The 20,490-nt window shown below is 65.9% G+C and carries 14 protein-coding genes; 7 read left to right on the top strand and 7 right to left on the bottom strand.

The window, feature by feature from the left end; translation table 11 throughout:
- Positions 1 to 35: 35 nt before the first annotated feature.
- The 5 genes from recF to rpsT form a co-directional block, all read right to left on the bottom strand.
- Complete coding sequence (gene recF / locus ACW17X_RS08880) at positions 36 to 1,172, bottom strand: DNA replication/repair protein RecF (protein WP_492096811.1); 1,137 nt, start codon at positions 1,170 to 1,172, stop codon at positions 36 to 38.
- 54 nt (positions 1,173 to 1,226) lie between these two features.
- The gene (locus ACW17X_RS08875; RefSeq protein ID WP_492096810.1) at positions 1,227 to 1,514 is read right to left on the bottom strand and encodes a GIY-YIG nuclease family protein; all 288 of its coding nucleotides are present in this window, start codon (positions 1,512 to 1,514) and stop codon (positions 1,227 to 1,229) included.
- Between the two features lie 67 nt (positions 1,515 to 1,581).
- Positions 1,582 to 2,700: a DNA polymerase III subunit beta gene (gene dnaN / locus ACW17X_RS08870; protein ID WP_492087964.1), complete on the bottom strand. Its 1,119-nt coding sequence runs from the start codon at positions 2,698 to 2,700 to the stop codon at positions 1,582 to 1,584.
- A gap of 138 nt (positions 2,701 to 2,838) precedes the next feature.
- Positions 2,839 to 4,251: a chromosomal replication initiator protein DnaA gene (gene dnaA / locus ACW17X_RS08865; protein ID WP_492096809.1), complete on the bottom strand. Its 1,413-nt coding sequence runs from the start codon at positions 4,249 to 4,251 to the stop codon at positions 2,839 to 2,841.
- 505 nt (positions 4,252 to 4,756) lie between these two features.
- Positions 4,757 to 5,026 (bottom strand): 30S ribosomal protein S20, encoded by a 270-nt coding sequence (rpsT, locus tag ACW17X_RS08860; RefSeq protein ID WP_135194610.1) that lies wholly within the window; start codon positions 5,024 to 5,026, stop codon positions 4,757 to 4,759.
- Between the two features lie 196 nt (positions 5,027 to 5,222).
- On the opposite strand from rpsT, the gene ACW17X_RS08855 reads away from it, so the two are divergent.
- Positions 5,223 to 7,742, top strand: coding sequence for a tetratricopeptide repeat-containing hybrid sensor histidine kinase/response regulator (locus ACW17X_RS08855; protein WP_492096808.1), 2,520 nt, complete (start codon positions 5,223 to 5,225; stop codon positions 7,740 to 7,742).
- Positions 7,743 to 7,745: 3 nt separating this feature from the next.
- Here the strand turns inward: ACW17X_RS08855 and ACW17X_RS08850 are convergent, their stop codons facing one another.
- Entirely contained in the window at positions 7,746 to 9,083 is a 1,338-nt protein-coding gene (locus tag ACW17X_RS08850) for a sigma-54-dependent transcriptional regulator (RefSeq protein WP_492096807.1), read from the bottom strand.
- Positions 9,083 to 10,855, bottom strand: a complete 1,773-nt coding sequence (locus ACW17X_RS08845) for a sensor histidine kinase (protein ID WP_492096806.1) — start codon at positions 10,853 to 10,855, stop codon at positions 9,083 to 9,085. Before ACW17X_RS08845 ends, ACW17X_RS08850 begins: the two co-directional genes overlap by 1 nt.
- Before the next feature lie 283 nt (positions 10,856 to 11,138).
- Here ACW17X_RS08845 and ACW17X_RS08840 point away from each other — a divergent pair, with 283 nt between their 5' ends.
- The 6 genes from ACW17X_RS08840 (at position 11,139) to ACW17X_RS08815 (ending at position 20,466) form a co-directional block, all read left to right on the top strand.
- Positions 11,139 to 12,524, top strand: coding sequence for a dicarboxylate/amino acid:cation symporter (locus ACW17X_RS08840; RefSeq protein WP_492096805.1), 1,386 nt, complete (start codon positions 11,139 to 11,141; stop codon positions 12,522 to 12,524).
- Positions 12,525 to 12,690: 166 nt separating this feature from the next.
- Positions 12,691 to 14,088, top strand: a complete 1,398-nt coding sequence (locus ACW17X_RS08835) for an OprO/OprP family phosphate-selective porin (RefSeq protein ID WP_492096804.1) — start codon at positions 12,691 to 12,693, stop codon at positions 14,086 to 14,088.
- 90 nt (positions 14,089 to 14,178) lie between these two features.
- Positions 14,179 to 16,113 (top strand): methyl-accepting chemotaxis protein, encoded by a 1,935-nt coding sequence (locus tag ACW17X_RS08830; protein ID WP_492096803.1) that lies wholly within the window; start codon positions 14,179 to 14,181, stop codon positions 16,111 to 16,113.
- A 221-nt stretch (positions 16,114 to 16,334) separates the two neighbouring features.
- Entirely contained in the window at positions 16,335 to 18,845 is a 2,511-nt protein-coding gene (locus ACW17X_RS08825) for a TonB-dependent receptor plug domain-containing protein (RefSeq protein WP_492096802.1), read from the top strand.
- 281 nt (positions 18,846 to 19,126) lie between these two features.
- Positions 19,127 to 19,840, top strand: coding sequence for a 2,3-bisphosphoglycerate-dependent phosphoglycerate mutase (locus ACW17X_RS08820; RefSeq protein ID WP_492096801.1), 714 nt, complete (start codon positions 19,127 to 19,129; stop codon positions 19,838 to 19,840).
- Positions 19,837 to 20,466: a bifunctional diaminohydroxyphosphoribosylaminopyrimidine deaminase/5-amino-6-(5-phosphoribosylamino)uracil reductase RibD gene (locus ACW17X_RS08815; protein ID WP_492087953.1), complete on the top strand. Its 630-nt coding sequence runs from the start codon at positions 19,837 to 19,839 to the stop codon at positions 20,464 to 20,466. The genes ACW17X_RS08820 and ACW17X_RS08815 overlap by 4 nt, the downstream gene beginning before the upstream one ends.
- Positions 20,467 to 20,490 lie beyond the last annotated feature (24 nt).

Below are 20,490 nucleotides of genomic sequence, written 5' to 3'. Positions count from 1 at the left end.
TGCGGCGAAAAAGCGAGGAATTCCGGCGTGGAATCCTAGTCGTTTTCCAAGGTCCGGCCGGCGACGCGGACGAACTGGGCGCGGCCGTCCAGGCCGGCGAACAGGGCGCGTTCGGTGCCGGTCATGAAGGCCTGGAGGTTCAGGGCGACGATCTCGTCGAACAGGGCGGCGCGGCGGGCTTCGTCCAGGTGGGCGGGGGCTTCGTCCAGCAGCAGGACGGGGCGGGCGGCGCCGGCGGCCTCATGGTGCGACAGGCGGCTGATCTGGGCCAGGATCAGGTTCAGGACCAGGGCCTTCTGCTCGCCGGACGACCCCTCTGCGGCGGGGCGGTTCTTCTCGCGGTGAAGCGCGGTCAGGTCGGTGCGGTGCGGGCCGAACAGGGAGCGGCCGGCGGCGCCGTCGCGGGCGCGCGCCTTGGCCAAGCCCTCGCGGATCGCGGCGGCGATCTCGTCTTCTTCAGCGCCGGCCTCGGCCATCTGTTCGGCGGGCCCGTCCAGACCCAGGTCGGCCTGGGGGAAGGGGCGGTCGCTGCGGGCGTCGATGGCGGCCTGGAGCGCGTGCAGGGCGGCGACCCGGGCGAGGGCCGCGCGGGCCCCCGCCTCGCCTAGCCGGGCCTCCAGGGCGTCCAGCCAGACCGGGTCGGCCTCGCGCCCATCCTGTGCGTCGTTCAGCAGCCGCAAGCGTTCGCGCAGGGCTTTCTCATAGGCGGAGACGGCGGCGGCATGGTCGGGATCGGCGGCGAAGACCAGCCGGTCGAAGAATTTCAGCCGTTCGGCCCGGGCGTCGGAGAACAGCCGATCCTGCTCGGGCGTGGCCCAGACGGGACGCAGGTAATCAAGCAACCGCCCCGGCTGCGCCGTCTCGCCGTCGATGCGGACGATGCGCCGCGCCGCGGCCGCCGTCTGGACCCCGGTGCCCAGACGCGTCTCGTCGTCCAGTTCGACCATGACGGCCCAGGCGCGGCCCACCGCCTCGCCGGGCTCGCGCCGGCCCATCTCGGCGGCGGTCGCGCCCCGCAGCCCCTTGCCGGGGGTCAGAAGGCTGATCGCCTCCAGCAGATTGGTCTTGCCCGCCCCGTTCGGGCCGTGAAGCACCACCGGGCCGGAGGCGAGCTCCAGCCGTGCGCTCGCATAGGAGCGGAAGTCGGTAAGGGAGAGGGAAATCAGGCTCAATCTATCCGCTCATCCCGGCGAAAGCCGGGACCCAGTCCTTTCGCTCGGCACGATCTAACCAAGCAGCGTCGGAAACAAATCCGCCCATGCCGGGTTCTTGCGCTCGATCAGCTCCAGCTTCCAGATCCGTTTCCATTCCTTGATCTGCCGTTCGCGCACGAAGGCCGTATGGCGCGTCTCATGCACCTCGTACCAGACCAGGAGCGCCACGCCATATCGACGCGTGAAGCCGGGACGCAGCTTGTCGCGGTGTTCGGCGACCCGCTTGATCAGATCGTCGGTCGATCCAGTGTAAACCGTGCCGTTTCGGCGGCTGGCGATGATGTAGGTGAAGAACGCCAAGGCCAGCCTCCGGTACGAACGAAAGTACTGGGTCCCGGCTTTCGCCGGGATGAGCGGAATCTCTTGCCTACACCCGCAACGGCATCAGCACATACTGCACGCCCGGATCGCCCGGATCGAGCACCAGGGTCGGCGAGGCCGGGTCGGCGAAGCGGAAGGCGGCGTTTTCACCGGTGATCTGGCCGGCGACGTCCAGCAGATAGCGGGCGTTGAAGCCGATCTCGAACGGTTCGTCGGAATAGCCGATCTCGACCTCTTCCTCGGCCTGGCCGGCTTCCATGTTGCGGACGGTCAGTTTCACCCGGTCGTTGTCGAAGGCCAGTTTCACCGAACGGCTCTTTTCAGCCGAGATGGTGGCGACGCGGTCGACGGCCTTGGCGAACAGGGCGTTGTCGATGTCGGCCTGTTTGTCATTGCCCTTGGGAATGACGCGCAGATAGTCGGGGAAGGCGCCGTCGATGACCTTGGACGTCAGGGACGCCTCGCCCATCTGGAAGCGGATCTTCTGGGCCGAGACCGTGACCTCGACCGGACCGCCGGCGTCGTCCAGCAGGCGGCGGACCTGATCGATGGTCTTGCGCGGCACGATGACGCCGGGACCGCCGGCCGCGCCCTCGGGCGCCGGGGTCTCGGCCAGGGCCAGGCGGTGTCCGTCGGTGGCGACCGCGCGCAGCAGGGGCACGCCGGCCTCAGCCACCGTGTGCAGGTACAGGCCGTTCAGATAATAGCGGGTTTCCTCGGTCGAGACGGCGAACCGGGTCTTGTCGATCAGCCGCGCCAGGTCTTCCTTGGGCATGACGTAGGAGGCGCCGGCGCTGTCGGTGGACATGACCGGGAAGTCGCCCGCCGGCAGGACCGGCAGGTTGAAGCGCGACCGGCCGGCCGAGACCACCAGGCGGGGATCGTCGCCCGAATAGAGCAGCGACACCTCGGCGCCTTCCGGCAGCTTGCGCACGATTTCGTACAGGGTGTGGGCGGGGGCGGTGATCTGGCCCTCGACGTTCACCGTCGCCTCGGCCTCGTCCACCATCTCCATATCCAGGTCGGTGGCCGCGAAAGCCAGCCGGTCCCGGCCCGCGCTGAGCAGGACGTTGGACAGGATCGGGATGGTGTTTCGACGTTCGACCACGCTCTGCACATGGCCCAGGGCCTTCAGGAGCGCGGATCGTTCGATGGTCAGTTGCATGTCGTCTCGCCCGGCGCGGCCCGACTCGAAGGGTCGCGGTTAAGTGGCCTAGGACACTAGCGGATTAGGCGGGCGGGGCAAGGAAAGCGGTTCGAGCCGTTCACAGATTTCTCACTCCCCGGCAGGGGGAGGGGAAATTCACCCCCGCAGCTTGCGCGTCAGAGCCTCGACGTCGCGGGCGATCTGGTCGTCCTGGCCCATCAGCTCCTCGATCTTGCGCACGCCGTGCAGCACCGTGGTGTGGTCGCGCCCGCCGAAGCGACGGCCGATGTCGGGATAGGAGCGGGTCGTGTGCTGTTTGCACAGGTACATGGCCATCTGACGCGGACGGGCCACCGAACGGGTGCGGCGCTCGCTCAGCAGGTCGGCCTGTTTCAGGTTGAAGTGGTCGGCCACCGTCTTCTGGATCTCGTCCACGGTGATGCGTCGCTCGGGCCCGCCGCGCAGGGCGGCGCCCAGCAGGGTGGAGGCCTCGTCGACCGAGACGGTCGACAGACGCGATCCGGCGGCGGCGGCCAGGGTGTTCACGGCGCCTTCCAGCTCGCGCATCGAGCCCGGCGTGCGATCGACGAGCTGGGCCAGAACCTCGGGATTGGCCTCGCCCTGGACGACGCCGAGGGCCGACAGGGCCTTCAGACGGTTCTGGGCCACGGCGATCTTCAGTTCGCGGTCGCCCGCCTCCACCGGGCAGGTCAGGCCGGCGGCCAGGTGGCTGCGCAGGCGCGGCTCGACCTCGGTCAGGGCCATGGGTGCGCGGTCGGCCGAGAAGACGATCCGTTTGCCGTCCTCGATCAGGGCGGTGAGGGTCGAGAGCAGTTCTTCCTGGGTCGAGGTCTTGCCGCCCACGAACTGAACGTCGTCCAGCAGCAGCATGTCGGCCGAGCGCAGGCTTTCCTTGAAGGCGGCGGTCGAACGGTCCTGCATCGCCTTGACGAAGGTCGACAGGAAACGTTCGGCGGTCAGATAGACCACCTTGGCCTCGGGCCGCAGGCGCTGGGCTTCCCAGGCGATGGCGTTCAGCAGGTGGGTCTTGCCGTAGCCATAGGGGCCGCAGAAGAAGACCGGGTTGAAATGGCCGTCGGCCCAGCTGGCCACCTGTTTGGCGATGGCCAGGGCGAAGGCGTTGCCTTGGCCTTCGACGAAGCTGTCGAACGTCAGACGGTCCTGCAGACCGGCGGCGCGGACGGCGCGGGCGCCGTCGGCGATGGGGGCGACGGTCGGGTTGGCGAGGGCCGCCAGGCGCGGGGTGGCGTCCAGGACATTGCCGGTGATGATGGCCGAGGCCGGGGGCACCGAACCCACTTCGGCGCGGCAGCGGACGTCCAGGCGGCGGTTCAGGCCGTCCAGCCCCAGCCACAGTTCGTTCATCCGGCGCAGGGCGTTCTTGCGGACCCAGTCGCGGGCATAGGCGGTCGGGGTCACCAGGATCAGCTGTCCGGCGGAATCCATCCGCACGGCGGACGGCGCGATGTAGGACGAAAAGGGACCGTCGCCGATTTCGGCCCGCAGACGCACAGAGGCCTCGTTCCAGATGCGATCCGGGTCGGTCATGTTCGATCCGTTTACGCCACTCACTGCCGCCGTCGCACCCCCAACCATAATTCCGCCACCCGATTCAAAAAACTATTCCGACCTTCGGCACTTCAGGGCGATGGTTCAGGGACGACTTCTCCTGCCCCGAAAAGCGATGCTTTTCGGGCGGGGCCGAGCTCCTGGACAGACATCTCCCGCCAACGCGAAACTATCGTCCCGCGCCGTCTTCATCCGTGTTGGGATGGAAGTGCGTTAGAGGCCAAAACTTACGCCGCACGCCGGTCCGGTCAACGCTGATTCGTTGGTCGATTCGCAGTTAAATTGTTTGACTCCGTCAAACGCTAATCCTGCTTGGGAAATTCCCCGTTTCGGGCATGTGGAGTCCGTATTCGTGCGTAAAGAGAGTTAATAGCCAAACGCAAAACGGCGAAGGAGCACATGCTCCTTCGCCGTTGAAAACGCGAACTAATGTCGTAACGGAACGGCGACAGCCGCTCCGTACGCTGGGAATCCCTGAGGGGATTTAGGCGGCCGACAGCTTCTTCAGCTGGGCGGCCAGACGCGAGACTTTGCGCGAGCCGGTGTTCTTGTGAACAACGCCCTTGGAAACGGCGCGCATCAGCTCGGACTGAGCCTCCACGAAGGCGGTCTTGGCGACAGCGGCGTCGCCGCCGGCCAGGGCTTCCTGGAACTTGCGCAGATAGGTGCGGACGCGCGAACGACGCGCCTTGTTCACTTCGGTCCGCGCTTCGATCTTGCGGATCGCCTTGCGGGCGCCGGGGTTGTTAGCCATTTCAAACCTTCGAACGGAAAACGCCGCGGAGCACACGTCCACGGCGCGGAAATCTCAAGAGGGCGGGCCTATAGCCGAAAGCCTGGGGGTGGTCAACGCGGAGTCTGATTTCCGCCCCCTCAAGCGTCGTTTGGGCGAGGCCGATAAAGCTTATTCAACGAAATGTCGGCCAATATCCGTCCAAATCGGAAGCCGCATGTTCAGATTACCCGTTCTTGTAACCCTCGTCTGCTTCCTTTGGGGCCTTGTCGTCGTCGATGACGCGCACGCCCAGCCGAACAGCGGGGCGCGCTCGCCTCTTGAGCTGGCCCAGGCGGTCGAGCGACGGGCCGGGGCCACCAATTTCGCGGCGTTGGAAGCCTTCGGGCACGACGCGATGAGGCGCAATGACCGCGAAGGTCTGCAGCGCCTCTATCACGTGACCTGGATTTTCCTGAACCAAGGAGAGTTCGACACCGCCGAGATGTGGAATGATCGTCTGGCTGCGGCCGCGCAACACCAGGGGGACCAACGCTATGTCCGGATCGCTCAACTGAACGGTCTGACCCTGCGCTATGATGAGGGCGAAACCGCCGCCGCCGAGGAGATGCGGCGGCTCGCGGCGATGGAGCCGGACTGGTTCGCCCGCGTCCACGCCATCCGTATCTGGGCCTTGGCCCTGATGGATCGCGACCAGATCGGCGAGGGATTGAAGCTGCTGGCGGACGCCGACTCCCTCATTCCAGACAAGGCTCCGTATGCACGGGTAGCTCGGGCCGGTCTTTGGGAAATGACGGGCATGGGCCTGATGAAGTTGAACGACATCGACGGGGCCACGGCCGCCTTCGGTCAGTTCGAGATCGACCTCGCCAACCCCGATTACCCGCGGCCCGATTTCGACGCCATCTACAACCTGTCGCGGCTTTCCGCCCAATTAGGAGACGTCGAGCAGGCCGAGCGTCTGTATCAGGCGCATCATCGGCTAACCTTGCGCGCCGGTCTGCCCAGCCTGGCGGTCTATGACGCTCGGCTGTGCGCCCTGGCGGCCGAGGCGGCGGAGACGCCGCAGGGGGTGCTGCGATGCCTGGAGCCTTACGGAGAACATTGGGAAGAGGCGTCCTTTCTGGCGGCGCAACTCCTGCCGGTCCGCGCCATAGCCCGCGCCCGTACGGGTCAGATCGCCGGCGCGCGTAGCGATCTGGAGCAAATCCGCCGCCGCACCGCCCTCGACCGGTTCCGGGAGGAAGGGCAGTCGGAAATCACCCATGTGGAGGCGGAGATACTGTTCGCCGAGGGGCGGGCGTCCGAGGCCTTCGTAAAGCTTCGGGATCACGCCCGTCAGGACCGCATCGCCGACTCCCGTCGGTTCAGCGGGGGCATCCGCCAGGTGACCGGCGATATGCAGCACCAGTTGACCGAACGACGCGCCCAGCTGGAGACGGCGCGAGCGAACACGCGGTTGCAGGGCATACTGCTGGCCTTCTGCGTCGTCTTCGCCCTGTCGGCGGTGGCCGCGTTGTTGTGGATGTGGAGCCAGGCCAAGGATCTGCGCGTCGCGCGTCGGCGCGCGGAGGAAGCCAGCCGGTCCAAGTCCGAGTTCCTGGCCAATATGAGCCACGAAATCCGCACGCCCCTGAACGGCGTGGTGGCCATGGCGGACGCCCTGACGCGCGCCCGTCTGGAGCCGCGCGAGCGAGAGATGGTGGAGGTGATCCAATCCTCTGGCGTAACGCTGGAACGGCTGCTTTCCGACATCCTCGACTCCGCCAAGATCGAGGCGGGCCAGATCGCGCTGGAACGGTCGATCTTCGATCTGGGGGACACGGTGCGCGGCGCTGCGGCCCTGTATCGGCCGACGGCCGAGGAAAAGGGCGTCGCCCTGCGCGTCCAGATCGATCCCCTCATTGAAGGTGCGGTGGAGGGCGACGTGGTCCGGCTGCGCCAGGTGCTGTCGAACCTGATCTCCAATGCGCTGAAGTTCACCGAGGCGGGATCGGTCAGCGTCACGGCCGTGGCCGCAGACGACGACCGGGTGCGGTTCACGATCAGCGATACCGGCTGCGGCTTCGACGACGAGCAGAAGTCGCGCATCTTTAACCGTTTTCAGCAGGCTGACGGCTCGATTACGCGTCGGTTTGGCGGAACCGGACTGGGGCTGGCTATCTCGAGAGAGCTGGTCGAGTTGATGGGGGGCGTTCTGGACTGTCACGGGCGGCCAGGGCAGGGGGCGGAGTTCTGGTTCGAACTTCCCTTGGCTCAAACCCAGGCAGAAACGGCTGCGGTCGTCGTGCAAAGCCAGGGGGACACGGCGGATTTCGACGACGTCGCCTTCCCCGCTCGCATCCTTCTGGCCGACGACCATCCGGCGAACCGCAAGGTCATCGAGATCATGCTGGCGGGCATGCCGACCGAACTGATCCTTGTCGAGGACGGGCGGCAGGCTTTGGAAGCGGCCGGACAGGGTGGGTTTGACCTGATCCTGATGGACATGCAGATGCCGGTGATGGACGGCCTGACCGCGACCGCCGCCATTCGCGCGCTCGAGGCTGAGCACGGTCGGGACCGCACGCCGATCATCATGCTGACGGCGAACGCCCTGCCGGATCATGTCGAGGCGGGACGGGCCGCCGGCGCCGACGGCCATCTGTCCAAGCCGATCACCTTGGTGGGTCTGCTTAACGGCGTGGCGGCGGCGATGGGCTCGGTCGAGCGGCTGAAGAACCCCGTCGCGGCCTGAGCCTCAGCTGCGGAAGTCGGCGGGCTTCAGCCCGTGGCGCTGCAGCTTGTCGTACAGGGTCTTTCGTGGAATTCTCATTTCTTCCAGCACCGCGACGATATCGCCGCAGTGCGCTTGAAGGGCGCCTCGCAACAGTTCTCCCTCGAACCGGTGCAGCCGGTCGGGCAGACTGAGGTCGGTCTCCTTGCCGCCGGCTCCTTCCTCCAGGCCCAGGACAACCCGTTCCGCGAAATGGGCCAGTTCGCGAATATTGCCGGGCCAGTCTTCTTCCAGAAGGCGGCGGCGGACGGCGTCGGTGACGCTCGGCGGTTCCACGCCGTGGCGGTCTGCGGCGCGGCGCACGAACTGGGCGAACATCAGGGGAATATCCTCACGACGCTCCCGCAGCGGCGGCACCCGCAGCCGCACGACATTCAGCCGGTAGAAGAGATCCTCGCGGAAATCCCCACGCCGCGCCGCCTCGCCCAGATCGATCTTGGCCGAGGCCAGGATCCGCAGGTCCAGCACCCGCGGTTCGTTGGCGCCGATCGGGTGGATTTCACGCTCTTCGAGCACCCGCAGCATCTTGACCTGAACCGCCAGCGGCATGCTCTCGACCTCATCGAGAAACAGCGAACCGTTGTGCGCCCGCTCCACATGCCCGACCCGTCGCCTCATGGCCCCGGCGAAGGCGCCCAGTTCGTGCCCGAACAGTTCGCTCTCGATCAAACCGTCGGGCAGAGCGCCGCAGTTGACGGCGACGAAGGGCGCCAGTCGTCTGCGGCCGCCGTTGTGCAGGGCGCGGGCCACCGCCTCCTTGCCGACGCCGGTCTCGCCTTCGATCAGCACGTCCATGCGGGCGTCGGCGATCTGGGCGATGGTGGCCCGCAACGCCGTGATCGCGCGCGATGATCCTGCCAGCGGCAGTTCATGGCCGCCGTCACCGGCGGCCAGGGCGGCCAGGCGTCGGTTTTCCAGCACCAGACTGCGCTTCTCCAGCGCTCGGTTCAGGCTGTCCTGCAGACGCTCGAAGGGAAACGGTTTCGCCACAAAGTCATAGGCTCCGTCGTGCATGGCGGCTACCGCGTCGGCGATGTCGCCGTGCCCTGTGATCATGATGACCGGAAGGGTCGGGTCCAAGACCTGAAGCCTGGTCAGAAGCTGACGCCCGTCCATGCCGGCCATACGAAGGTCGGTGACGACCACGCCGGGAAAATCAGCGGTCACAGCCTTCAGCGCAGTCTCGGCGGCGGCGAAGGCATTCACCTCCAGCCCCTCCAGGGTCATGCGCTCCACCAGCGCCTGTCGGAAGTCCGCGTCGTCCTCGACCAGGGCCACGGTTTGCGAAGGGAACGGTTGCATCAGGCGGCTTTGAGCGAGGCGATAAAGGTTGCACCCCGGGGGCTGGGGATCAGGTCCAGCTCGCCGCCGAAACTGGCGATGATGTCGCGGCAGATGACCAGGCCCAGGCCCAGGCCGTTGGCGCGGGTCGTGACGAAGGGGGTGAACAGTTGGCTGGCCACCTCGGGCGCGACGCCGGGGCCGTTGTCGGCGAAGATCAGGCGCACCCGCTCGCCCTGGCGTTCGATCGTCAGGACCAGTCGGGCGTCGCCCTGGCCTTCCATGGCTTCGGCGGCGTTCTTGACCAGATTGACGATGACCTGTTCCAGCCGGAATCGATCGGCGAGGATGGTGATGTCGCCGTCGCCGATCCGTTCCAGACTTATCCCGCCTTCCTCCAGCCTTCCGCGGGTCAGTTGAAGTCCGCCCTGGATGGCGTCTTCCAGCCGGATTTCGTCGATGCTGGGCGCGGCCTTGCGCGAGAACAGACGCAGGTCCTGGGTGATGGCGCCGATCCGGCGGGTCAGATCGCCGATCTTCCGAAGCGCGTCGCGCGCCTTGTCGGTTTCGCTCCGCTCCAGCAACAGAACGGCAGTGTCCGCATGTGTCCAGATGGCGGCGACCGGCTGGTTGATCTCATGAGCCACGCTGGCGACGATCTGGCCGAGCGCCGCCAGCTTGCTGGCCTGAACCAGTTCGTCGCGCAGCAGTTCCCGGGCGGCTTCTGCGCGCCGCCGCTCCTCGATCTGCCGGTTCAGGGCGAGGTTGGCCTCGTGAAGTTCGTGGGTGCGTTCGCGGATGCGGCGTTCAAGCTCCAGCCGACCCTCCTCCTCGGCCCGCGCGCGGGCGGTGGCCTGGCGACGCCGCCGCAACAGCAGGCCTGCAGCGAGCGCGAACAGGCTTGTGATGAGCAAGGCGATCCCACGCCCGCCCGCCACGGCGGTCCCGACCATGCCTCGCTCCGGCGTCAGCAGATGCAGGGTCCATCCCGGCGTGGCCGTTCCGGTCTTGGAGTGCATCCAGGTTTGAGGGCGACCCTCGCCGACGGCCGCGTACACCAGTCGGGGATGGTCGCCGTCCGGCGTCCGGAAGGGCAGTGGGGCAAGGGCGTCGGGGCGCAGGGTCAGATCTGTCTGGCTGAGACGACGCCGGGTTTCGTCCATCGGTCCCGTGGCGCGGAAACGCCATTCCGGCACGCTGGTCACCAGCACCACGCCACCCGGATCGGCGACCCAGGCGGGTTCGCCCGAACTGCGCCATTCGGACTCCAGTGCGTCGAATTCCAGCTTCAGCACCACCACGCCCAAAGGCGTTCCGTCGCTCGCATCCACGCGGCGAGAAAGATACAAGCCAGGTCGTCCGCTGCGCGTGCCGAGCGCATAGAACTCGCCCTTCGCGTCGCGCATCGCGTTGGTGAAATAGGGTCTGAAGTCGTAGCGTATGCCGACGAAACTGGTGGGCGCCCGCCAATTGCTGGACGCCAAGGTCAAGCCTTTGGCGTCCAGGACATAGATGACGGCGGCGCGCGTCTGGATCGCCAGACGTTCAAGCTTGCGATCCACGCGATCCACGGTGCGGGCGTCGGGTGTCGCCAGAAGCCTCGCCACATCGGGGTCCTCAGCCAGGATGACGGGTACGGCGCGCTGCTTTTCCAACTCGCTGCGCAACACCGCCGCATGCATGGCGGCGCCGGCGGTCGCCTGTCGCTCCAGTTCTCCAAGTGCATCACGTCTCGCGGCCTCGCCGGCGACGCCGCCTAGAAGCAGACTCGCCGCCAACCAAGCGACGGCCAAGACCGTCCAGGGATTTCGGGCGAAACTCGACGCTCTTTCGAGAAATTGACGGGTCGCGGACGGTTGCATTCCTGATCTGTGCGACATTTCACACAAATGCGCGAACTCTTTGTGCGGCCTCTCGCACACTCTTATGCGCTCAAGGCTGCCGGAACCAGAAATTATCTTTATAAAACAATAAAATATATCATAGTTCGAATGAACTTGGACGGTTTCAAACCGTGCGGGACATTTGCCTGCGCACCTCGACGTCAGCAGCGGGGGCCGCCGAGGAAACCGCGGGATGGTCCCGCAGTGCAGGAGTCCCTCCCCCGTGATCGCGTTACCTTCCGCCCCAGAGCCGTCCGTCCGCCGGCCCTTCTATCGGCATCTCTATTTCCAGGTTCTGACCGCCATCGTCGCGGGCGCTGTCATCGGTCACTTCTGGCCGTCCTTCGGTGAAAGCCTGAAGCCGTTGGGCGACGCCTTCATCAAGCTGGTGAAGATGATCATCGCCCCGGTCATATTCCTGACCATCGTCACCGGCATCGCTGGCATGAGCGATATCGGCCGCGTCGGTCGCGTGGCGGCCAAGGCCTTCGCCTATTTCCTGACCTTCTCGACCCTGGCCCTGATCGTCGGCTTGATCATCGCCAATATCGTCCAGCCGGGCCGTGGGTTGAACATCGACCCAGCCACCCTGGATGTGGGCGCGGTCGCCAAATACTCCGAGCAGGCGCACGAGACGACCATCACCGGCTTCCTGATGGGCATCATTCCGGACACGATGGTTTCGGCCTTCTCTGAAGGGAATATTCTTCAGGTTCTGTTCGTCTCGGTCCTGTTCGGCCTGGCCCTGGCCATGGTCGGCGATGTCGGCAAGCCGGTGTTGAACTTCCTGGAATCGATCAGCCACGCCTTCTTCAAGCTGGTCGCCATTCTGATGAAGGCCGCGCCTATCGGGGCCTTCGGCGCCTTCGCCTTCACCATCGGCAAATACGGCATCGGTTCCATCGCCAACCTGGCCGCCCTGGTCGCCACCTTCTACATCACCGCCATCATCTTCGTCGTCGGCGTCCTGGGTCTGGTGGCATGGGCCAACGGCTTCAACATCCTGAAGCTGATCCGCTATCTGAAAGAAGAACTGCTGCTGGTTCTGGGCACCTCGTCCTCGGAAGCGGCCTTGCCTTCGCTCCTCAACAAGATGGAGCGCGCCGGCGCGTCGAAGTCGGTGGTCGGTCTGGTCGTTCCAACCGGCTATTCGTTCAATCTGGACGGCACCAACATCTATATGACGATGGCGGCCCTGTTCATCGCCCAGGCGCTGAACATCGACCTGACGCTGGAACAACAGATCCTGCTGCTGCTGGTCGCCATGCTGTCGTCCAAGGGCGCGGCCGGCATCACCGGCGCCGGCTTTATTACCCTGGCGGCGACCCTGTCGGTGGTTCCCACGGTTCCGGTCGCTGGCATGGCCCTGATCCTCGGCATCGACCGCTTCATGAGCGAGTGTCGCGCCCTGACCAACTTCATCGGCAATGCGGTCGCCACCATCGTCGTCGCCCGATGGGAAGGCGAGCTGGACCGGGACGCCCTGCACGCGGCGCTGAACGGTCCCGCCCAGCCGATCGCGGCCCAGCCGGATCCCGCCGCTGGACCGGGTGACAAGGACCTGGTCACCGCCGACTGATTTCCTCCCCGGAAAACAGGCGCCGTCGCGAAAGCGCGGCGCCTGTACTGCATTCGGAATCCGTTCAACCGGCGATACGCAGTTCTGCTTATCCAGGTTTGGCCCTTCGTTAACAGTCAGGCTTTACGTCTGGCGCAAACGATCATTCACTGACGAGTACAGCCCCATGATGATTCAACGCGCCCTGCTGGCAGGTGTCGGCTTCGCCGCGCTAAGCTCGTCAGCCTTCGCCCAATCGACGCAGTCTGCAGACGAAATCTCCGCGTTGCGCGCCCAGGTCCAGGCCTTGTCCGCTCGCCTTGAGCAGTTGGAGGCCCAGTCGCAGGCCCAGTCGCAGGCCCAGGCTACGGCCCCTGCCGCAGCGGGAACGCCGTCCGTCGCCTCGGCCGCTGCGCCGCGTCCGGCCGCCCAGGCCGCCAGTGCGCCTTCGTCGGTCGATTGGGCCACGGGCCTGCCTGAGCTCCGCAGCCCCGACGGCGGCTTCACCTTCAAGCCGCGTGTTCGCGTCACGGCCGACCTGTCCAACACCTTCGGCTCTGACTTCGACAGCCGCAACCTGACCACCACGGAACTCCGCGGCCTGCGCCTGGGCGCCCAGGGCAAGACGCCCGGCGGGTTCAGCTACTGGATTGAAGCTGATATCGCCGATAATGCGGTCAGCGTCGCCAATGCCTTCATGTCCTACAACCGCAAACTGGATGGTCGCGATCTGGAAGTGTCGATGGGCCAACGCCTGAACGACCGCGGCGTGGAAGGCGGCACGGCTGAGGACGTGGTTCCCTTCCTGGAACGCAGTCTGATGGTCAACACCGTCGGCCCGGAACGGGGCGCCTATGGCGTCGGCGTCACCTCCAAACTGACGGGCAGCGTCTGGCACGCTTCGTTGTCGCTGACCGGCGACGCCATCAGCGGCGGCACGGCGAACGACTCCATCACCCTGATGGGCCGCACCCACTGGTCGCCGTTCAAGACGGACGCCGGCTTCCTGCACCTGGGCGGCTGGGGCTTTGTCGAGGATCTGACGCCCAACGCCTCGGTCGCCTCGCGCAGTCTGGTCGTTTCGTCGCGCGGCAACGACAATCTGCGGCTTGCTGCTGGAGCGTACACCGATCCCAAGGGCAGCAAGGGCCTGGGCCTTGAACTGGGCGGCGTGCATCGCTCGGGCTGGCTGATGGCCGAGGGCGGCAAGCGGGTGCTGGAAACCGCTACGCGCGACTATGATCAGGACGCCTACAGCATCTCGGCCGGCTTCTTCATCACCGGAGAGAAGCCGCCGCTTTCGGCCCGCACCGGCACCTGGACCCGGCCCAAGGTCCTGAACCCTCTCGGCGCCGACGGCTACGGCGCGGTGGAGATCGTCGGCCGCTATGATACGGCCGATTACAGCGACAATCTTACCGGCGGCGAGGCCGACACCTGGCTGCTGGGCGTCAACTGGTACCCGACGAACAATACCCGTATTTCCGCACACTGGAGCGCCTGGTCGGTCGACAACAGAACCGGGACCTTCGCCGGAGACGACAGCGGCAATACCGCGACCGTCCGTGTCCAGACCGCATTCTAAGTCTAGAATATCAACCCGGAACGGTCCTCCGTTCCGGGTTTCTTCATAATTAACGCGCAAGACAGTATTGAGCCGTAACGAGACGATAACATGAATCCGAAGAACATTCCGATGCAGCGGAAGTTGGCGATCGCATTCGCCCTTTTGCTGACCGTGGCCGCCGCGATGATCGGCGCCGTGTTCTTCCAGTTGTCCGCCATGAAGACAGCCGCCGAGCTGAACGCAGAGAGCAAGGCGATCATCGATCACACGCACGTCGCCGAGAAGGGCTTCATTCGCCTGAACTCGCAGATGCGCGGTGTCTTGCTGACCGGCAATGCTGACTATCTCGACGTGTATAAAACCGGCTGGGAGCAGTTCGAAGCGTCCGTCGCCGCTCTGCAGGCGTCCAATCTAACCCCCGAAGAGAAGGCGCTGGTCGATAAGGCTCAGCAGGATGCCGTGGCCTGGCGGACCGAGTTCGGGACGCCGCTGACCGAGGCCGCGCTTGATACGGCGCGTATTGAAGCCGCACGTCGCGTCGTGATCGACTCGGGCGACAAGGTTCGGGTGACCCATATCACCAAGGCCATCACCCAGGTCCGCGACATCGAAGTCGAACGGATGACCCTGCGTGACGCCGAACAGGCGTCGGCGATCACAGCCTCCTTCCTCGCCCTTGCTGTCGGCGGGTTGATCCTGGTCGCGGCCGCCGTCTTCCTGGGCGTGCAGTTGTCGATCCTGATGGTCGCCCCGGTTCGTCGTATGACCGGCGCAATGTCCGTCATGGCGCAGGGCAAGCTGGACGTCGCCATTCCCGACACGGAGCGCAAGGACGAGGTCGGCGCCATGGCTCAAGCCATGCAGATTTTCCGCGACAACGGCCTGCGCGCCAAGGCGCTGGAGCAGGAAGCGGAATCGATGCGCGACGAGTCTGAGACCGAACGTCGCCGCCGCGAGGCCGCCGCGAAGCAGGAAGCGGCCGAAAACGCCGTCGTTATCGAAAGCCTCGGCAAGGGGCTGTCCGCCCTGGCCGACGGCGACCTAGTCTATCGCATCGACGCGCCCTTCCCCGAGCGTAGCGAGATTCTGAAAACCGACTTCAATCGCTCGATCGCCCGTCTGGAAGAGACCGTCACCGGCGTGCTCGGCTCGGTCCACGGCATCGACTCCGGCGCCGGCGAGATCAGTCAGGCCTCCGACGACCTGTCGCGCCGTACCGAACAACAGGCCGCCAGCCTGGAAGAAACCGCCGCCGCCCTGGACGAAATCACCGCAACGGTCCGCATGACCGCGGAGGGCGCCACCAAGGCCGCTACTGTCACCAACGGGGCGCGTCAAAGCGCCGAGGCTTCGGGCGCGGTCGTCATGAACGCCGTTGAAGCCATGCAGAAGATCGAGGACGGCTCACGCCAGATCAGCCAGATCGTCGGCGTGATCGACGAGATCGCCTTCCAGACCAACCTGCTGGCCCTGAACGCCGGGGTCGAGGCGGCGCGGGCCGGCGAATCCGGCCGCGGCTTCGCCGTGGTCGCCTCCGAAGTGCGAGCCCTGGCCCAGCGCTCGGCCGAGGCCGCCAAGGAGATCAAGACCCTGATCAGCAGCTCCGGCTCCGAGGTCGAGAACGGCGTCCGCCTGGTCAGCGAGGCCGGGTCCGCCCTGCAGGCCATCGCCTCCCAGGTCAACGACATCAGCGCCCTGGTCGTCGAGATCGCGGCCTCCGCCAAGGAGCAGGCTACGGGTCTGCACGAGATCAACATCGCCGTGAACCAGATGGATCAGGTGACCCAACAGAACGCCGCCATGGTCGAACAGGCGACGGCGGCGAGCAATTCGCTGCGCCAGGAAACGGCCGAACTGTCGGCGCAGGTGTCCTTCTTCCAGGTATCCGGTGGAAAACCGGGCCAGAAGGCTTCGTCGGTCCAAGGTGGGCCGGCAAGTCCTCCCTCGCGCCCGGCGCCGAGGGTTGAGCAACGCGTCGTCAAGGTCGCGAACGGACGGGATATGACAGTGGGGTCGGGTTCTGACGGCTGGGAAGAGTTCTGACAGAATAGGGAGGGGCGGGGCGCTTGTTCCGCCCCTTCTTCTTTGAAAATGAGACTCCATTCAAACCCTGTTTAACGGGGGTCGGAGCGGTTTCCGTCGCTGAAGTTTTGGCAGTGTTGAAGCCATGCAACGCTTTCTGAAACTTCATGAATTTAGCCGCTTTCCGGCCATGATTGTCCCGTCCCAAGGGGGCTGATTTCTTCCTCTGGAACACGGTTCTCATGATCCCGACCGCGCTCATGCTGCTCGCACTCGCCCCCACCGCAGGGACTGAAATCCAGTCGCCGCAGCAGGAGGAAGCGACCACCGTCCTGCCGGATATCGAGGTGACTGCGACCAAGCGTGGCGTGGCCCTGGGCGGGCAGGAGCCGATCGTCTCCTATGACTCCACTCAGATCCAGGCCTTCGGCGCCACCAATATCGGGGAACTGGTGACCCTGCTGGAGGCCCAGACCCGCAGCGCCCGTGGCGGATCGCCGGTCTTCCTGGTCAACGGTCGTCGCATCTCGGGCTTCCGCGAAATCCGGGGCGTGCCGCCCGAGGCGATCGAACGCTTCGAGGTCCTGCCTGAGGAAACGGCCCTGTCTTACGGCTACAGCGCCAACCAGCGCGTCGTGAACATCATCCTCAAGGCCCAATTCCGTTCGCTGACCGCCTCGGTCAACGTCAGCCGGTCGGATCAGGGCGGTCGCACGACGACGTCGAACGAGAACAACATCCTCAACATCGCCGGGGCGGACCGCTGGTCGCTCGATATCAACGGCAACAGCAGCAACGCCTTGTACGAGTCCGAAAGGAACATCGATCGTACCGGGACCGCGCAGCTCGATTCCGTGGGCGACACTGATCTGAACGCCTATCGCACCCTGCAGCCGCGCACGGCCGAGGCGTCGGTGGCGGGAACCTACAAGCACGACCTGAACGACAAGGTCGGAATGACCTTGAGCGGCAGCCTGGAGGACAGCAGCAGTCGCAGCTATCTGGGCTTGCCGGGCGTCAGCCTGAGCCTGCCCGAGGGCAATCCCTGGTCGCCCGACGGCGCGCCCGTCGATCTGTATCGCTACATCGGCCTGCCAGACGCGCTGCAACGCCAGACCAATACGCGGGAAGCGGAACTGGGCACGGTGTTCGACGGCTATCTGGGCGACTGGCGCTGGACTGCGACCGGCGAGTACAGCCGCACTGAGACGGACACCACCACCGGGCGCGGCGTCGACGAGGACGCCCTTAAGGCCGCAATAGACGCGGGCGACACGAGCGTGAATCCCTACGGCGATCTGAGCGGGGCGGCGACGAGGGCCGCCCGCGACACCGCCAGCTCGGTTTCGCAGTCGCTCGAGGGCGAAGTCGTCCTGAACGGAACGGCCTGGGAGCTGCCTGCCGGCGGCGTCACTACCACCTTCAAGGTCGGGGGCGAGCACCAGTCGTTGGATTCAGAAAGCCTCCGGTCCGGCGTGGCCAGCGATCGGTCGCAGTCGCGCGACCTGGGCAGCCTGCAGGCCAACTTCGACCTGCCAATCTCCAGCGTGGATCGCGGCGTCCTGCCGAAGATCGGCGACCTGTCCGCCAATATGAATCTGGCCTATCAGGAGTTGTCGGACTTCGGCGGCGTCTCGGCCCTGGGTGGTGGTGTAAACTGGTCGCCAGTCGCTCGGCTGTCCCTGTCGGCCAATTATTCGAACGAGGACAAGGCGCCGACGATCCAGCAACTGAACGATCCGACCATCTCGACGCCGAACACCGCCGTCTTCGACTATTCGACCAGCCAGACCGTCCAGGTCACCCAGATCACCGGCGGCGATCCGAACCTGAAGGCGGAGAATCGTCGGATTCTGAAGCTGGGCGTCAACTGGCAGCCCCTGTCGGCCACCGATCTGCGCCTGAACCTGGCCTATACCCGCACCGAGGCCGAGGATGAGATTTCCAGCTTCCCCGCCATCACCCCCGACCTGGAAGCGGCCCTGCCTGAGCGCTTCACCCGCGCCGACGACGGCACGCTGACGTCGATCGACGCTCGCCCGCTGAATTTCGCCAGCCGCGAGCAGCAGGACGTGCAGTGGGGCTTCAACTTCTCCAAACCCTTCGGCAAGCCCAATCCCGCCATGATGGGGCAACGACCGGGCGGGCCCGGCGGCCCTGGCGCGGGTGGTCCGCCTCCGGGCGGCGCCGTGCGTATGGGCGGCGGCCCGGGCGGCCCCGGCGGCGGACGACTGCGCGGTTCGACTGCCCCCGGCATGCAACCCGGCCAAGGGATGTTCAACTTCTCGCTGACCCACACCTGGCGCGTTCAGGACGAAGTCGTGATCCGCGACGGCCTGGCGCCGCTGGACCTTCTGGATGGGGATTCCATCTCCGGCTCGGGCGGCCAGTCGCGTCACGAGGTTCAGGTGCAGACCGGACTGTTCAAGAACGGCTTCGGCGCCTTCGTGAACGCAAACTGGAAATCGGGCACGACCGTCGAGGGCGATACTGCGGATTCAGCCAATCTGGATTTCTCCGACCGGACAACGATCAACCTGTTCGCCTTCGCCGACCTGACCCAACGCACCGCATGGGTCGAGCGTTTCCCCTTCCTGAAGGGGGCCCGTGTCGGTTTGGGCGTGCAGAACATCTTCGACGACCGGATTTCCGTCACCAGCAGCGACGGGGCGACGCCGGTCAATTATCAGCGCGATTACCTCGACCCGCAGGGCCGGGTTTTCCGGATCAACCTGCGCAAGATCCTGTACTGATTGGAGAGGGCAGGGCGGTGTCGGGCCCTCCTGCCTTCCGGACTGCCTGACGAACGATCAGGGCCAGACCACCGCCAGGGCGATCAGAATGGCGACAGCGGCCAAGGCGATGGGAAAGAACAGACGGTCGGACATGGCGACAGCCTAGCGGCCGCCCCCAGCCGCTACAAGCCGACACGCGCCAGCTTGGCTGTGCGCTGCAACACGGCGGCGCGCGCAAGCCTTGACCGGCTCATGACGGCGGCTTACCCGGACAGACTGTTTTGCCGAGGACCGATCGAATGCCGCGCCTGATCCTGCTCCGCCATGGCCAGAGCCAATGGAACCTGGAAAACCGTTTCACCGGCTGGGTCGATGTCGATCTGACGGCGGAGGGCGAGGCCCAGGCGCGTCGTGGAGGCGAACTGATCGCCGAGGCCGAGTTCACGCCGGCCGTCATGTTCACCTCGGTCCTGACGCGCGCCAAACGCACCGGCGCCCTGGCGCTGCAATCTGCGGGCCTGACGGATGTTCCGATCGTCGAGGACTGGCGCCTGAATGAGCGTCACTACGGCGGCCTGACCGGGCTCAACAAGGCTGAGACGGCCCAGAAGCACGGCGAGGACCAGGTCAAGGTCTGGCGCCGCAGCTACGATGTGCCGCCTCCGCCGCTGGCGCCCGGCGGCGAGTTCGATTTCAACGCTGATCCCCGCTATGCGGGCAAGGCTATTCCCGACACCGAAAGCCTGAAGACTACCCTCGAGCGGGTCGAACCTTATTGGGACGCCGAGATCGCGCCGCGCCTGAAGGCCGGCGAAGACGTCCTGATCGCGGCCCATGGCAATTCGCTGCGCGCCATCGTCAAACTGTTGTTCGCGGTGCCGGACGACAAGATCGTTGGGGTGGAGATCCCGACCGGTAATCCGCTGGAGATCGACCTCGACGCCGACCTGAAGCCGACCGCCGCCCGTTATCTTGACGCCGCCCGCGCCGAAGAGCTGCCGGCCGTCGCATGAGCTGGTCCGACGCCGACCGCGCCTTCATGGCCCAGGCCATAGAACTGGCGACCGGCCGTATGGGCGAGACCTGGCCCAATCCCGCCGTCGGCTGCGTCATCGTCAAGGACGGTCGGGTGATCGCCCAGGCCGCCACGGCGCCGGGCGGACGTCCCCATGCTGAAGAACAGGCTGTTCCCGCCGCCGGCGCGGAGGTTGCGGGCGCAACCGTCTATGTCACCCTGGAGCCGTGCGGCGCCCGGTCATCCGGTCGGCAGTCCTGCGCCCATTTCCTGACTGAGGCCCAGGTTGGGCGTGTCGTCGTGGCCTGTCTGGACCCCTCGCCCTTTGCCGCCGGCCGCGGCACCGAGCGCCTGCGCGCCAAGGGCCTGACGGTCGAGACCGGACTGATGTGCGAAGAGGGCGCGGCCCTTTGCGAGGGTTTTCTACATCGGTTGGAGACCGGACGGCCGATGGTGCGGATCAGCAAGGACGGCGCCGGGTTCGACGGGCGGTTCGCCGCCTCGCCCAAGGCAGATCTGGTGACCGAGCTTAAGCGGTTGGGCGAGGCCGGTTATACGCGTCTGTGGACCTCGCCTGGAGAACTGGCGGACGCCCTTCGCGAGCAGGGCCTGCTGACCGAGTGACAACCACCTGTTGCGCAAGGCTTT

Source organism: Brevundimonas sp. FV1ye4L, from assembly GCF_058681255.1.
Note: the sequence above shows the minus strand (reverse complement) of the source record. Positions and strands in the feature narration are given on the sequence as shown.

Coding starts and splice junctions, on each gene's coding strand:
- dnaA (WP_492096809.1), bottom strand. CDS start 4,251: ATGACCGACCCGGATCGCATCTGGAACGAGGCCTCTGTGCGTCTGCGG.
- ACW17X_RS08840 (WP_492096805.1), top strand. CDS start 11,139: ATGGTCCCGCAGTGCAGGAGTCCCTCCCCCGTGATCGCGTTACCTTCC.
- ACW17X_RS08850 (WP_492096807.1), bottom strand. CDS start 9,083: ATGCAACCGTTCCCTTCGCAAACCGTGGCCCTGGTCGAGGACGACGCG.
- dnaN (WP_492087964.1), bottom strand. CDS start 2,700: ATGCAACTGACCATCGAACGATCCGCGCTCCTGAAGGCCCTGGGCCAT.
- ACW17X_RS08835 (WP_492096804.1), top strand. CDS start 12,691: ATGATGATTCAACGCGCCCTGCTGGCAGGTGTCGGCTTCGCCGCGCTA.
- ACW17X_RS08830 (WP_492096803.1), top strand. CDS start 14,179: ATGAATCCGAAGAACATTCCGATGCAGCGGAAGTTGGCGATCGCATTC.
- ACW17X_RS08815 (WP_492087953.1), top strand. CDS start 19,837: ATGAGCTGGTCCGACGCCGACCGCGCCTTCATGGCCCAGGCCATAGAA.
- ACW17X_RS08855 (WP_492096808.1), top strand. CDS start 5,223: ATGTTCAGATTACCCGTTCTTGTAACCCTCGTCTGCTTCCTTTGGGGC.
- ACW17X_RS08820 (WP_492096801.1), top strand. CDS start 19,127: ATGCCGCGCCTGATCCTGCTCCGCCATGGCCAGAGCCAATGGAACCTG.
- ACW17X_RS08825 (WP_492096802.1), top strand. CDS start 16,335: ATGATCCCGACCGCGCTCATGCTGCTCGCACTCGCCCCCACCGCAGGG.
- rpsT (WP_135194610.1), bottom strand. CDS start 5,026: ATGGCTAACAACCCCGGCGCCCGCAAGGCGATCCGCAAGATCGAAGCG.